The sequence below is a fragment of the Alcanivorax jadensis T9 genome (genome assembly GCF_000756655.1).
Lineage (GTDB): Bacteria > Pseudomonadota > Gammaproteobacteria > Pseudomonadales > Alcanivoracaceae > Alcanivorax > Alcanivorax jadensis.
Genome location: NZ_ARXU01000008.1, coordinates 41877 through 56515, shown reverse-complemented (window position 1 = coordinate 56515; position 14639 = coordinate 41877). Strand labels below are relative to the sequence as shown.

Below are 14639 nucleotides of genomic sequence, written 5' to 3'. Positions count from 1 at the left end.
ACGGACTGCAACCGCGGTTCAGAACAGCGACAACTGGGAATCGTCCGGCTTGCGACTACGGCGGGAGCGGCGCCGACGGCTACCGTGACGCTGATTAACGGCCCGGCTTTCATCCCGGAAGCCGGCTTGCTGGCGTGCCTGGGCCAGGCGCTGACGAGCCTCGCGCACCGCTGTGTCGAAACACACCAGCGGCGCCGGATAATCCTGCCCTATCACCACCCCGGCATCCCGTTGCTGGCGCGGGCCCATCTGCCAGGGCTGGTGGATCCAGGTGGCTGATACCCGCTTAAGCTCGGGCACCCAGCGGCGGATAAAGCTGCCATCCGGGTCCAGCTTGCGGGCCTGCAAGGTGGGGTTGTACATGCGCAGGGCATTGATACCGGTGACACCGGCCTGCATCTGCACCTGGGGGAAATGAATGCCCGGTTCGTAATCCACGAACAGGCGCGCCAGATGCAGCGCCGGTTCGCGCCAATGCAGCCAGAGCGGGTAACAGGCCATGGAAACCAACATGGCGCGCATGCGGAAGTTGATCCAGCCATGGTGATGCAGATAACGCATGGCCGCATCCACCAGCGGCCAGCCGGTATGGCCGCTCTGCCAGGCCGCCAACCACTGAGGGTTACCCGGTTCATCGCGCAGGTTGCGCAACAGCGGGTGCACGCTGCAGGTCTCCATGGACACCTGGTCTTCCAGTTTCTGGATAAAGTGGCAGTGCCACCAGAGTCGCGATTCGAAGGCGGACAAGCCGGCCCGCAGGGCCGGGTCATCTTCCTGCTCCAACGCCTCCCAGGTCTCCTGCACCACCCGGCGCAGGCTCAGGCAGCCCCAGGCCAGATAAGGGCTGATACGCGCCCCGCAGTGTTCGGCTTTCTGCGGCGCACTGATGCCGCCGCGATAACCCCGTGCCCGCCGCTCCAGAAAACTTTGCCAGACCGGTTCCGCCGTATCGGTGCCGCCATGCTGACGCCCCGGGCAGTCGGACCGGTCTGCACCACGGGCGGTATGCAGGTGCGGCCAGGGATCGGCGGGGGCCGCCGCCTGAATAGTGGACGGCAGCGTGGCCAGGGGCCGGGTCATAAAATCCTGCCAGTGTGTCCCCCAGTGATCCCGGTCCAGGCAGGGACGCTGGACGCCGAAGGGGGCTTCCTCATGCCAGGGCACCCGACGCTCCCCGCACCACTGCTTCACGGCCCGGTCGCGGGCATAGGTCCAGGCGCCGCCGTATTCCTCATGACTGTGCAGCACCATGGCACCAAAGCGCTGTTGCAGGTTCGCCAGCACGGTCACGGCCTCCCCTTCCACCACCCACAGCGGCAACCCCAGCCGGGCCAGTTGGCCGCGTAAATCCCGCAGGCTTTCCGCCACGAAACGCCACTGGCGCAGGCTGGTGTCCGGCTGCTGCCAGTAACCAGGCTCCAGGATATACAGGGGCAGCACCGGGCCCTCCCGGCAGGCGCGGGCCAGCGGGCCGTGATCATGTGCCCGCAGGTCACGCTTGAACCAGACCACTTGCAGCGTCATGCCAGTTTCAGATCCGCAGCAGGAAGCGGCAGCATGGCCGCCGGGTAATCCGGCAGCGGATCATCCTGCCCGAAGGTGAAATGCAGCGACAGACACTGGCGGGCAGACAGTGCGCGCAAGGCGGGCAACCAATAGTGCAGGTGCTCGCCCTCGGGATCGTACTGCTGGCACTGGCGAGTAGGGCTGAAGCGACGGCCGCCGCGGGCATCGTGCCCCACGCCGGCGATGTAGGCCCAGTTGCCCCAGTTGGAGGCCACATCATCATCCACCAGGTGGTGCTGAAACCAGCGGGCACCCCGGCGCCAGTCCAGCCCCATGTCGTGCACCCAGAAGCTGGCCAGGTTCTGCCGCCCCCGGTTGGAGGCATAGCCGGTGGCCATCAGCTCGCGCAGGTTGGCGTCGATAAAGGGCAGACCGGTGTTGGCCTGACACCAACGCTGCCAGTATTCACGGGCCAGTGACGTTGCCGGTTCCGGTCGCCGCGGCGCCTGGTCATTGAGCCCGGCATAGTGAAACACCCGGGCACCGTGTTCTCGCAGCGACCAGTGGTAAAACTCCCTCCACAGCAATTCCACCCGCAGCCATTCACTGCCCGGGTTGGCGCCATGACCGGCTTCGTAGTCGAGAATGCGCTGCCAGACCCGCCTTACAGAGAGATTCCCCCAGGCCAGGAAGGCGCTCAAACGGCTGGAATAATGCTCCCCGATCAGCCGGTTCCGGGTCTGCTTGTAGTGGTCCGCGCTGCGGGTCTCAAACAGGTAATGCTCCAGCCATTGCAGGCCCGCCTGCTCTCCACCGTGCAGAGAAAAGTAGTCCTGGGAATTGCGCTGCCAGTGCTGGCTGCGTTTCGCCAAAAGCTCACGGGCAAGCTCGGCGAAGGGAGGCGTGGGCAATGACTGGGCGGCGGTAAGGGACGGCGGCGGACCGTCCGGCTGGGACACCGGCACGCCATCGCGACTATCCACCTTGCGCCGAAAACGGCTGAAGGTGGCCGGGAAAGGTCCCTCCCAGGGCAAGGCGTCAGCGGCAAGCAGGGTCTGGGTCTCTTCTTCGATAACCCGGATACCGGCCTGTCGCAACGCGGCGATCATGGCGGCCTCTTCCGGAGCCTGGGCCGCCGCTGTTATCACCTGCAACGGCTGCCGGGCGTGCCAGTGGCTCAGCAGCGTTACCGGCTCCGCCCGCAGGCACTGCAGGGCTAGACCACGTTGTGCCAACTGCGCCTGCAAGTCGCTGAGACTTTCCAGTAAAAACGCTGACTTGGCCGGGCCCAGCCGGTCCATGCCATCCACATCCGCTTGCAGCCAGTGGTCGGGCAACAGATACAGCCCCAGCACCGGCTGCGACAGACTGGCCGCCCGCTGCAGCAGCGGCTGGTCCGCCACGCGCAGGTCTTGCCGGAACCAGACCACGGTAATCATTGCGGTCTCCCCTGGCGGCGACAGCGTTCACTGCAGTACACCACCTGCTCCCAGTGCCGCGCCCATTTGCGGCGCCAGCTGAAGGGCCGCTGACACACCCGGCAGGTCTTCTGCGGCAGCGCCGCCTTGTTGCCTTTCCAGCCGCTGCTCACAGGGCCTCCGGGTCCGCCAGCAATTGTTCCGCCCGAGTCAGCATGGCGTTGACCTTGGCCGGGTCCATGCGATCCAGGTTGCGATAGATCATGCGCATGCGGTGGTTGTTCTGGAACTGGCCGCGATGCCGATGAATGAAATGCCAGTAGAGGCTGTTGAACGGACAGCTGTCATCGTCACTGGCGGTTTTGACATTGTACTGGCAGTGCTTGCAGTAGTCCGACATGCGATTGATATAACTGCCGGACGCCGCATAGGGCTTGCTGCCCAGGTAGCCGCCATCGGCATGCATCACCATGCCCAGGGTGTTGGGCAGCTCCACCCAGTCGAAGGCATCTGCATACACTTCCAGGTACCACTGGCAAATGGCTTCCGGCAGCACGCCCAGCAGCAGGGCAAAATTGCCGGTGACCATCAAACGCTGGATGTGATGGGCATAGGCGTGGTCCAGGGTATTGCGCAAGGCCTCGGACATGCAGTGCATGCGGGTGTGGCCGCTCCAGTAATAACCGGGCAGCGGACGCTGATTGTTAAGCCGGTTTTCGCCGGCGTAATCCGGCATCAGCAGCCAATAGATGCCCCGCACATATTCCCGCCAGCCCAGGATCTGGCGAATGAAGCCCTCCACCGCATTGAGCGGCGCCTGACCCTCCCAGTAAGCCTGCTCGGCGGCCTGACAGACCACCAGCGGATCCAGCAAACCAATATTCAGATAGGGCGACAGCAGGCTGTGGAACAGGGTGTCTTCCCCGGTGACCATGGCATCCTGGAAATCACCGAAGTGCGGCAACCGCTGTTCGATAAAATGTGCCAGTGCCTGCTGTGCCTGGGCGGCGGTGGTGCCCCAGCGAAAATCTGTCAGGTTGCCGATGTGATCGGGGAAGTGCTGCTCCACCAGCGCCAGCACCTGCTCGTCGATGGCATCGCGAGGGAAAGAAAGGTCCGCTGGCAAGGGCACGTCACCCTTGTAGGCCTTGCGGTTGCTGGCATCAAAATTCCACTGACCGCCCACCGGCGCATCCCCTTCCATGAGCAGGCCGGTGTGGCGACGCATTTCCCGGTAGAAGAACTCCATGCGCAGCTGTTTCTTGCCGCTGGCCCAGCGCTGGAAGAAGGCCGGGGAACAGAGGAACCGACTGTCTTCCAGACAGGTGACGGGACAGGACAATTGCTCCGGCCACTGCTCATTGATCTGCTGCTGCAGACGGTATTCGCCGCAATGGGTAACCACCAGCTCCTCGGCCTGCTCACAGAGCGGGCCCAGCACCTCAGGCAGGCTGCCATGGTCATGCTCGCCATAGGCAAAGTAATCCAGCTGCCAACCTGACTCGCGCAGGTCTGCGGCAAAGTGGCGCATGGCGCTGAAGATAAAGGCAATCTTCTGCTTGTGGTGGCCCACATAGGTGGCCTCGGCGGGCACCTCCGCCATCACCAGCCGGTCGCGTTTTTTGTCCAGCGCCTGCAGCGTGGGCAGAGACAGGCTGAGCTGGTCACCCAGAATGATTCCGACTTTCACGACCTCTCCCACAACATCTCAAAACTCAAGAATGCCGTCAGGGGAGTGGCCGCCGGGTGAAGGAACCCTGTCCGGGCAAGGAGTAATAGATGTCAGTTGGCGCCTTGTTCACAAGGCGCCAACAAGTCCTGCCGGATTCAAGCGTCCCGATTCACCAGCCGCAGTTGCCGCCCCTGGAGTACCGAGGGTGCCGCCAGTTGCTCGAACAGCATGGTCAACGGTTGGGGCCGACCAATGGCATAGCCTTGCACAAAGTCCACACCAGCCTGCTCCAGTATCGGAATCATGGCGATATCTTCCACGTATTCCGCCACGGTTTTCACGCCCAGTCGGTGGGCCACTTCGCTGATGGATTCGACAATGGTGCGGTCCACGCTGGAATAGAGCAGGTTGCGCACGAAACTGCCATCGATCTTGATGAAGTCCACCTGGAAATGCTTGAGATAATTGAACGAGCTGAAGCCACTGCCAAAGTCATCCAGCGCCACCTTGCTGCCCTTCTGGCGAATCCGCGCCAGCAATTCGCTGGCACTGGACAGCTGATTGACCACGGTGGTTTCGGTGATCTCGAAGGTAAGCCGCTCGGGCGCCACCGTGGTGCGATCAAGCAGTTCCTCCAGAAACGGAATAAAGGTGGGATCATCCAGGGAGGTGGCTGACAGATTGATCGCCAGATGCAGGCTGGGCAGGGCGGCCAATTCCTCGCTGAGCGTAACCAGCACCTGGGTGAGTACCCAGCGATCGATGTGCGGCATCATCTGGTAGCGTTCCGCCGCGGGGATAAAGGCGCCGGGGTTGAGAATGTCACCGTTGCGGTCGCGCAGGCGCAACAGGATTTCGTAATGGGAGGCATCCGTTTCCCCGCCGATGGGGCGGATTTCCTGGGCATAAAGCAGAAAGCGATTCGACTCCAGGGACTCGCGCAGACCCGCGGCCATCTGCAGCTCCAGATGCCGGCGAGAGGCTTCGCTGTCATCCGGGGTGTACACCGAAACCCGGTTACGACCCCGGTGTTTGGCGGCGTAGCAGGCCACGTCTGCCCGACTCATGGCCTCTTCCACGCTGATCAGATTGCCATCCAGCTGCACCAGACCGACGCTGGCACCGATATCGTAGAGGGAATCCTTCCAGGCAAAACGGATGTCTCCCAGGGCCGCGATCAGTCGCTCGGCAATTTGCACGGCCTTGTCTGACGGGCAGCTACGCAGCAGCAGGCCAAATTCGTCGCCGCCCAACCGGGCTACCACATCCCCGTCGCGAATCTGACGGCCAATGACCCGGGCGCATTCGCGCAACAGGGCATCGCCGGCCACATGGCCGGCGGTATCGTTGACCACCTTGAAACGATCCAGGTCGATAAAGCACAACACGCTATGCTCGGCGATGCCTTCATCCAGTGTCTGCTGCAGGGTGTTTTCAAATTCGCGCCGGTTGGTCAGGCCAGTCAGGGCATCATGGGTAGCGTGATAGCGCAGCTTCTTCTGCATGGCGCGACGGGCGCTCACATCACGAAACACCATCACCGCCCCTTTCACTTCACCCTCGGCGGTCTTCACCGGGGCGGCCGAATCCTGGATTTCATAGCGGCTGCCATCGCGGCTCAGCAGAAAACAATCCTCGCGCAAAAAACACATGTCTCCGCCGCGCAAGGCCACCGCAATGGGATTGGTGGGCGCTGGCCGACCCTCTTCATCACTGAGCTGCAGCACCGTATCCACGGGCTCACCCTCGGCATCCCTTTCCCGCCAGCCCGTTAATGATTCTGCCACCGGATTCATGAAGGTAATCCGCCCGCCTTGATCCGTGGCGATCACCCCGTCGGCAATGGAGTTAAGCGTCACCCTCAGGCTTTCTTTCTCATGGGCCAGTGAGTGCTGCATGGTCCGTTCGGCAGTCACATCCCAGTTGGTTCCCACCATCAGGGGCACTTTATCGGGGCCGACCAGGGTGGTCTCGGCACGGGCACGAATATAACGCTCTTCGCCAGCCGGGGTGAGAATGCGAAATTCCCCGTCCAGCTCGCCGGGGGCATCCATCACCTGTTGCAGTCGGGGCTGCAGCTGGGCCAGGTCATCCGGGTGAATGCGGTCGTACCAGATTTTCAGGGTACCATCGCCCTGCTGCCCGGGCTTGACCCCGTACATCTCATAGATACGCTCATCCCAGTCCAGCTGGCCGGTGACGGTATTGTACTGCCAGATCCCCACGCCACCGGCAGACAGGGCCAGTTGCAGTTGGTGGCGGCTTTCCGCCAGGGCATGTTCGGCCTCCTTGGCGGCCTGGATATCCTCGCACTGCACGATAAGATAGCGAACGCTGCCGTCTTCACTCACGGCAGCAATGGACAGGCGCACCCAGACCAGCTCGCCGGCCTTGGTGACATAGCGTTTTTCCAGGCGAAGGCTCTCTACCCGGCCTGCCAGTATCGCTCCCAGCTGCTGAAGATCCTCCTGCAGGTCATCCGGGTAAATCATCTGCTGGAAGGAACTCGCCAGTAGCTCTTCCTCCCGGTAGCCGCTCAGACGGCACAGGGCACGATTGACCGCCAGCCAGCGCCCATCGGGGCCCATCAGGGCCATGGCTATCGCCGAACACTCCATGGTCAGCCTGAAACGCTTTTCCCGCTCCTCCAGGGCCAATCGCCCAGACCGTTCACGGCGGAAAAAAATGACCGCCAGGGCCACTACCCCCACGGCTGCCCCAATTAGCAAAGCCTGCATGGTTCACGTCCATTGTTGATTATTGTAATTCCTGACCACCTGTTCACTTTTTGAACTGCCTGCCTCTTACTTGCCAGCGTCACCTGACAAAACCGGAACTTTCACCGACAATTGGGTGACTATCAGAGGGCCACCTGCCCGAACATTCGCCTGCGGCTTGCCCATCGCTTCCCGCAAAAGGAGTATCGCCTACCCGGCTGTGCAGACCATGACGCTCCGATACCGTGCTCTACAATGCCTCGCCCTGCTGTTTGTGGCCTTCGCCCTGTCCCAGCTCTGGTATCTGGGTCAGGTGCTGCGCCTGCAGCACCACAATCCGGAAGGCAGCGCCTATATGCAGCGGGCCAAGGCGCAGGGACAGGTGCAGCAGCACTGGCGGGACTACGATCAGATCAGCGATTACCTGAAGCGCTCGGTACTGATTTCCGAGGACGCCCAGTTCACCAATCACAGCGGTTTTGACTGGCAGGGCATCCGTTACGCGCTGCGACGCAACCTGGAAGCGGGCAAGCCGGTGGCCGGTGGCTCCACCATCACCCAGCAACTGGCCAAGAACCTGTATCTTTCCGGCGCACGCAGTTATACCCGCAAGGTTCAGGAAGCCATGATTGCGTTGATGCTGGAAATCGGCCTGAGCAAACGCCGCATTCTGGAGCTGTATCTGAATGTGGCCCAGTGGGGCCACCAGATTTACGGTGCCGAAGCCGCCGCCCGGCACTATTTCCAGGTCAGCGCCGCCGAACTGAGCATAGTCCAGGCGGCGCAACTGGCGGCCATGTTGCCACGCCCCAATTACTATGATTTCAAGGGCCCGACCGATTATGTACAACAACGGGCCAACTGGATTCAGGAGCAAATGGCACTGGTGCGCATTCCCGATCCCGGGAACCTGCCGCTGCCATCCCCGTCTGAACCTGACCCCCGCCAAGGAAACACGCAATGAAGCAGTTTGTAGTACTTTGCCTGACCGGTCTGGCCCTGCTGGGCTGTAGCGACAATGACACCGGTACCCCGCCGATCTCATCGCCGCCCAGTGACACCGGCAACCCGCTGGTAGGCGCCTGGCAAAACGGCGAACAGACACTGGTACTGGAAGAAAACGGCGATTTCTACCTGCCCGCCGACAACCAGCGCCAGGGCCTGACCTGGGAAAACGGTGATGGCACCTTCACCTTCCGCTACCTGGATAACAGCCGGCTGGCAGTGGAAACCCAGAGTGTCAGTGGCGAGCAACAGCAGGACACACTCAGCCTCAGCCCCTCCACCCCCTCGACCGGGGAAGAAGAGCAAGCCGACAGCCCCCTGTTCACCGGCGACTATCAGCGCGCCAACGACGCCGTCGGCCATCTCAGCGGCAGGGTGGAACTCCCCAAGGATAGCGAACTGCCCGACAAGGCGGTGCTGACCGTATCCCTGCTCACCCGCAACGACGAGGCGGTGATCCGCCGCCTGATACCCCTTACCAGCGATGCTCTCAGCCAGCCCTTCCGGCTGTATTACCCGGCCAGCGCAGTGAACGCGGATAGCGACTATCAGGTGCGCAGCCAGGTCCTTGCCGATGGCGGCCTGTTCTTCCAATCTGAGCCCACACCACTGGACTTTACCCGCGGCCAGTTTGCCGATATCACCCTGCCCCTCAGTGCGGTAATGACGGCCAGCGAAACCCTGCGCGGCGCCCTGGTATACCAGTACGGCACCACCAGCCTGATCCTTTGCAACAGCGATCGCCGCCTGCAACTGGCCGGCCCCCAGCGCGACGACCTGATCGACGCCTATGAAGCCGCCCGCGAGTATCCGCTGCAGCCACGCGTGGCCACCATCAGCGGCCTGCTGCGCAAGGTGCCTGGCGAACAGGAAGGCAGCATCCAGAGTGGCATCATCGTGGAAAGCTTTTCCCTGGAAAGCGGCTATGACGACTGCCGCCTGCCCAGCGCAGAGCTGACCAATACCCGCTGGCAGCTCAGTGCGCTCGGTGACAAGACGCTTGATGCGAGCAGTAAACAACAGCCCTACCTGACCCTGGACAATGAAGGCAACGTGCATGGCAATGCCGGTTGCAACGGCCTCAACGGCAGCTATCAACTCAATAACGACAGCCTCTCCTTCGGCGCCATCGCGACTACCCGTAAGGCGTGCCCGGACATGGCAGGAGAACAGGCCTTTTTGCAGGCGCTGAAAGCAACCAATGGTTTCCGCATCGACGGCGAGTTGCTGACCCTGTTCGATGACAACAATCAGTCGCTGGCCGGTTTCCAGGCCATCGCGCTGTAACCGCCCGCTGAGTCCTGGAGGGAAAGACCATGCGCATCCATTACCTGTCCCATGTGCCGTTCGAACAACTGGGGGCCATGGAAGCCTGGTTCCGGGAGCGCGACGCCACCATCAGCCAGTCGCTGCTGTTTGAGGGTGACCCACTCCCTGACACCGGCGAGTTTGATGTACTGGTGGTCATGGGCGGCCCCATGGGGGCGGATGATGATGACAGCCATGCCTGGATGACCCCGGAAAAGGCGCTGATACGCGACAGCATCGCCGCCGGCAAAAAAGTACTGGGTATCTGTCTTGGCGCCCAACTGATTGCCCGGGTGCTGGGCGCCCCGGTAACCGCCAACCCGGACCGGGAAATCGGCTGGTTTCCGGTCTACCCCACCAGTGCCGGCAAATCCGACAGCATCGGCAAACTGTTTGCCGGCGCCCCGCCGGTGCTGCACTGGCACGGCGACACCTTTGCCATTGCTGACGGCGCCGTACATCTGCTGGAAAGCAAAGGCTGCCCCAATCAGGCATTTCGTTACGGGGATAATGTGCTGGGCCTGCAGTTTCACCTGGAGCTGCAGACCGACAATGCCGCCGCCCTGTGCGATGCCTGCCCGGAGGATCTGGCAGACGGCCCCTGGGTAGAACCCCGCGACAGCATGCTGGCGGACGAGCAGCGCTTTGAGGATGCCCGGCAGTTACTGGGCCGAGTGTTGAGCGCCTTTCTTCGCTAAGCCGCCAACCCCCACCGACCGCCCAACCCACCGTTGGAGCCTTGCTTGCAAGGCGAAAGCCACAGGTTGGACTGATTCGCCTTGCAAGCAAGGCTCCAACGGAATTGGGAGCCGCCCCCCAGCTAGGAGCGCGGCTTCTTCGTTTTCAGCTCAACCAACGCGACCTCGCGCCGCTGTTAACTATTCACTATTAACTGTTCACTGCCTTCCTGCACCCGGCCCACCGCAGACAGGATCGCCTGCAGTGCAGCCGCAGTCGTATCGGCAGCGGTAGCCACGGCACTCTGCACAGTGTCCCCCACCTGCACTCGCACACAGGCCATGGCGTTGGCTTCGGTGTTATCGCCCAATGAGTACTCATCGAAGGACACCACCTTCACCTCGCCACCGGTACGACGGTTGAGCGCGTCCACCAATGCAGACATGGCACCGTCGCCGCGGCCGGACAACAGGGTCACCGGCTGGCTGGCATCGCCGATGCTGATCTGGGCCTGCACCTGATCGTTGCTGCGGTTAAGGTCATAGGAGCGCAACATCCAGCCCAGCGGCACATTGAGATAATCGCTGTTGAAGCGACGGTGCACCCGCTCGCTGGTGATCTCGCCACCATCCTCTTCCGCATCGCGCTGCACCACACCGGCCAATTCCTGCTGCAACCAGCGCGGCAGATCGATACCAAAATCCCGCTCCAGCACGTGGGCCACCCCGCCCTTGCCGGACTGGGAATTGATACGCACCACTTCCTCGTAGCGACGTCCCACATCCGCCGGATCGATGGGCAGATAGGCCACCTGCCAGATATCGCCTTCCTGATAGCGGGCCAGGCACTTGCGGATGGCATCCTGATGGCTGCCGGAAAAGGCGCTGAACACCAGATCACCGGCATAGGGGTGGCGCGGATGCGTCTGGATATCGGTAATCTCCTCCACCAGAGCAATAATCTCCTTCATGCGCGAGAAGTCGATTTGCGGGTCGATGCCCTGGCTGTACAGGTTCATGCCGGCGGTAACCAGATCCATGTTACCGGTACGCTCGCCGTTGCCCAGCAAGGTACCTTCTACACGGTCCGCTCCCGCCATCACCGCCATTTCTGCCGCCGCCACACCGCAACCTCGATCATCATGGGTGTGCACACTGATAATCACATGTTCGCGGTACTGAATGCTGTCATGGACCAGCTCCACCTGATCGGCAAACACATTGGGCGTGCTCACCTCCACGGTGGCCGGCAGGTTGATGATCACCCGCTGGCCCTGGTCCGGGCGCCACACCGCGTTCACCGCATCGATCACCTCGATGGCGAAATCCGTTTCCGTGGCACTGAAGGTTTCCGGGGAATACTGGAAGCTCCAGTGGGTCTCCGGCTGCGCCGCGGCACAGGCTTTTACCCAGCCGGCAGCGCGTTCGGCAATCGCCTTGCAGCCGGCCTTGTCCACGCTGAACACCTGCTCGCGGAAGGTGGGCGAAGTGGCATTGTAGATATGCACGATGGCGTTCTTCGCCCCCTTGAGGGATTCAAAGGTACGGGCGATCAACTCTTCCCGGGCTTGGGTGAGCACCTGGATGTGCACGTCATCCGGCACCAGGTCTTCTTCGATCAGGGCCCGGCAGAAATCGAAATCGATCTGGCTGGCAGACGGGAAGCCCACTTCGATTTCCTTGAAACCCAGCTCCACCAGCATCTGAAAAAAGCGACGCTTCTGGGCCACGGACATGGGTTTGATCAGCGCCTGGTTACCATCACGCAGATCCACCGCCGCCCACAGCGGGGCTTTCTCGATACGCTGACTCGGCCAGCGACGATCAGGTTTGTCGATAACGGGGAAAGGCTGGTATTTACGGTGATCAAAGCTCATGTCATTTCCTCAAACCAAAAAGGGGCATCGGCTGCCCCCGAAGGAGAATTCCCGACCGAATCCAGGGGGTGAGCCGGATGGGGTCAACAACTCGCTGTCTGTGATCTCGGGTCTCGATCAGCGCGCCGATAGGCACGGATGGCAACGAAGAGTGGCGGCCCGCTTTTGACGGTTCGCATCATCGCCCCACGAGAGATACTTTACGGCAGCAAACCGGCAATGTGCTTGCTTTTTTCATCAGAAAACAGCCATATAAGCAATAATGTTGCGAAATAACAGCAAAAAAGGGCTGAAATCATCATGAGAAAGCAGGAACTGGCAAAACTGGACCGCACTGACCTGCGTATCCTGGAAGCCCTGCAACATAACGGCGGGCTTACCAACCAGCAGCTGGCGGAAACCGTCGGCCTGTCCCCCTCCCCCTGTTCCCGGCGGGTACAGAAGCTGGAAGCCGCCGGCATCATTCTCAAACGGGAGACCGTGCTGGACGCCCGCAAGCTGGGCCTGGACCTGACCGTGATCATCCAGATCAGCATGGACCGCCACACCCCCGAGCGTTTCGCCAACTTCGAGGAGAAGGTGGCCAGCTATCCGGAAGTGCAGCAGTGCTACCTGGTCACCGGCCAGGAAGCCGACTACCTACTGAAAGTGGTGGTGCCGGATATTGATGGCTACCAACATTTCCTGCTCAACAAGATCACTCGCATCGAAGGTGTCAGCGGGGTGCATTCCAGCTTTGTCATGCGCCGGGTGGTGGATACGGCGGCATTGCCGTTGAATTATGTGGAGACGTAGCTCTCGCACTCGCAAACCCTGACTCCCTTGTAGGAGCACCTCTTGAGGTGCGAACAGACGTGATGCAAAGAACCAGCATGAAACAGCAGCACGTCCAGAATGCATTGCCATCGGCATACCGCCTCCTTCGCCAAGGCTCGGATTCGCACCTCAAGAGGTGCTCCTACCGTTGCTTCGTGGCCAGGGCGTTGTCATGCGTCAAGCGACGCTCCTACAGATGGCCCGGCCCTAACTGATATGCTGGCACTATCAAATGCGTAGAGTTGCGAGACCATGAAAAAACTATTGATCGTCGCCCACGCCCCGTCGCCGAACACCCTGAAACTGCGCGACGCCGCCGCCCGGGGTGCCGGCCATGAAGATATCGAGAACGTGTCCGTCACGGTGAAGCCGCCTCTGGAAGCGGGGCCCGAGGATGTACTGGCCTGTGATGCCATTCTGCTCGGCACAACCGAAAACCTGGGCTACATGAGTGGTGCCCTGAAGGATTTCTTCGACCGCAGTTATTACCCGGTACTGGAAGAAAAACAGGGACTCCCCTGCGCTCTCTACATCCGCGCCGGCCAGGACGGCACCGGCACCCGTCGAGCCGTGGAAAGCATTGCTACGGGTCTGCGCTGGAACTGGGTACAGGACCCGCTGGTACTGCGCGGAGAATGGCAGGATGCCTTCGAGCAGCAGGTAGAAGAGCTGGGGATGTATCTGGCGGCGGGGCTGGATGCGGGGATTCTTTGAGCTACGAGCTTCTAGCTGCTAGCTTCGAGGCGCGGTAGAACTCTTTGGGATCTGAATGTCCGTGCCCGCGCCCAACCATGGGCGCGGGCACGGACTCTCCATTACTGACAAGCCAACCCGCGTCTAGTCGCTAACAGCTAGAAGCTCACAGCTGCCTTACCCCTTGCTCTTGTTCACCATGGCCGCCAACACCGCCTTCGCCTCATCGCCCTGTAGCATTTCACCAAACAGGGCCAGATCTTCCTCGAGTACATCCTGCAGCGGCTTGCTGATCGCCTGACGCATCAACCGTTTGCTCTCGCGCAGGGCCTTGGGGGGTTTCTTTGCCAGGGTGTCAGCCCAACCGCGGGCGGTGGATTGCAGGTCCTCACGACCCACCACCTTGGCGATCAGGCCAGCCTCGAAAGCTTCCTGTGCCAGCATCGGCTCACCCAGCAGCAACATGCGGGCGGCGCGCTGATAGCCCAGCCAGTCCGGCAGGAGCTTGGCGGAACCCGCTTCCGGTACCGCGCCGAGATCGGCAAAGGGGGTGATGAACTTGGCATCATCGGAGGCTACTACCATATCCATGTGCAGCAGCATGGTGGTGCCTACGCCCACCGCATTGCCCTGAACAGCAGCGACCACTACTTTCGGGAAAGCATAAATGGCCTTGATGAAATTCGCCGCTTCACCCACTTCACCGGGCTTGGCATTGAGGAAGTCCACCAGATCGTTGCCGGCACTGAAAGATTTTCCTTCGGCAGCAAACAGTACCACGCGAATCTCATCGCTCTGTTCCGCGGTATGGAGCAGGGCGATCATGTCCCGGTACATGGCGCCGGTGAGGGCGTTCAGTTTATCCGGGCGGTTCAGGGTAATTTCCAACACTGATTCGGTGTGTTTCACCAGAATCAGATCACTTTCCAATGTCGGCAAGGTCACGACAG

Annotated in this window: 12 protein-coding genes; 5 read left to right on the top strand and 7 right to left on the bottom strand. The window is 61.4% G+C overall.

The features are described 5' to 3' along the window. Positions 1 to 18 precede the first annotated feature (18 nt). The 5 genes from T9A_RS11090 to T9A_RS11075 all read right to left on the bottom strand — a co-directional run bounded on the left by T9A_RS11090 (position 19) and on the right by T9A_RS11075 (position 7334). On the bottom strand, positions 19 to 1524 hold the full coding sequence (locus T9A_RS11090) for an FAD-binding domain-containing protein (RefSeq protein WP_035248354.1): 1506 nt from the start codon (positions 1522 to 1524) through the stop codon (positions 19 to 21). Next, positions 1521 to 2945: a DASH family cryptochrome gene (locus T9A_RS11085; RefSeq protein WP_035248352.1), complete on the bottom strand. Its 1425-nt coding sequence runs from the start codon at positions 2943 to 2945 to the stop codon at positions 1521 to 1523. The genes T9A_RS11090 and T9A_RS11085 overlap by 4 nt, the downstream gene beginning before the upstream one ends. Next, positions 2942 to 3097, bottom strand: coding sequence for a DUF2256 domain-containing protein (locus T9A_RS16880; RefSeq protein ID WP_084573481.1), 156 nt, complete (start codon positions 3095 to 3097; stop codon positions 2942 to 2944). The genes T9A_RS11085 and T9A_RS16880 overlap by 4 nt, the downstream gene beginning before the upstream one ends. Next, positions 3094 to 4614: a cryptochrome/photolyase family protein gene (locus T9A_RS11080; RefSeq protein WP_035248350.1), complete on the bottom strand. Its 1521-nt coding sequence runs from the start codon at positions 4612 to 4614 to the stop codon at positions 3094 to 3096. Before T9A_RS11080 ends, T9A_RS16880 begins: the two co-directional genes overlap by 4 nt. A gap of 137 nt (positions 4615 to 4751) precedes the next feature. Beyond that, complete coding sequence (locus T9A_RS11075; protein WP_052042864.1) at positions 4752 to 7334, bottom strand: EAL domain-containing protein; 2583 nt, start codon at positions 7332 to 7334, stop codon at positions 4752 to 4754. Between the two features lie 208 nt (positions 7335 to 7542). On the opposite strand from T9A_RS11075, the gene mtgA reads away from it, so the two are divergent. From mtgA to T9A_RS11060, 3 genes are read left to right on the top strand one after another with little or no spacing between them, the layout of a single operon-like run. Then, entirely contained in the window at positions 7543 to 8277 is a 735-nt protein-coding gene (gene mtgA / locus T9A_RS11070) for a monofunctional biosynthetic peptidoglycan transglycosylase (protein ID WP_052042859.1), read from the top strand. Next, positions 8274 to 9605 carry an META domain-containing protein gene (locus tag T9A_RS11065; RefSeq protein WP_035248347.1) on the top strand — a complete coding sequence of 444 codons (1332 nt, stop codon included), beginning with the start codon at positions 8274 to 8276 and terminating at the stop codon, positions 9603 to 9605. The genes mtgA and T9A_RS11065 overlap by 4 nt, the downstream gene beginning before the upstream one ends. 29 nt (positions 9606 to 9634) lie before the next feature. After that, positions 9635 to 10324, top strand: coding sequence for a type 1 glutamine amidotransferase (locus T9A_RS11060; protein WP_035248345.1), 690 nt, complete (start codon positions 9635 to 9637; stop codon positions 10322 to 10324). 176 nt (positions 10325 to 10500) lie between these two features. On the opposite strand, the gene T9A_RS11055 is transcribed toward T9A_RS11060, so the two are convergent. After that, positions 10501 to 12180, bottom strand: coding sequence for a 2-isopropylmalate synthase (locus T9A_RS11055; protein WP_035248343.1), 1680 nt, complete (start codon positions 12178 to 12180; stop codon positions 10501 to 10503). 300 nt (positions 12181 to 12480) lie between these two features. Between T9A_RS11055 and T9A_RS11050 the strand changes: the two genes are divergently transcribed. Continuing rightward, a complete protein-coding gene (locus T9A_RS11050) occupies positions 12481 to 12975 on the top strand; it encodes an Lrp/AsnC family transcriptional regulator (RefSeq protein WP_035248342.1) in 495 nt (164 codons plus the stop codon). 273 nt (positions 12976 to 13248) lie between these two features. Further along, complete coding sequence (locus tag T9A_RS11045) at positions 13249 to 13710, top strand: flavodoxin family protein (RefSeq protein WP_035248340.1); 462 nt, start codon at positions 13249 to 13251, stop codon at positions 13708 to 13710. Between the two features lie 156 nt (positions 13711 to 13866). On the opposite strand, the gene T9A_RS11040 is transcribed toward T9A_RS11045, so the two are convergent. Then, positions 13867 to 14634, bottom strand: a complete 768-nt coding sequence (locus T9A_RS11040) for an enoyl-CoA hydratase-related protein (RefSeq protein ID WP_232222084.1) — start codon at positions 14632 to 14634, stop codon at positions 13867 to 13869. Positions 14635 to 14639 lie beyond the last annotated feature (5 nt).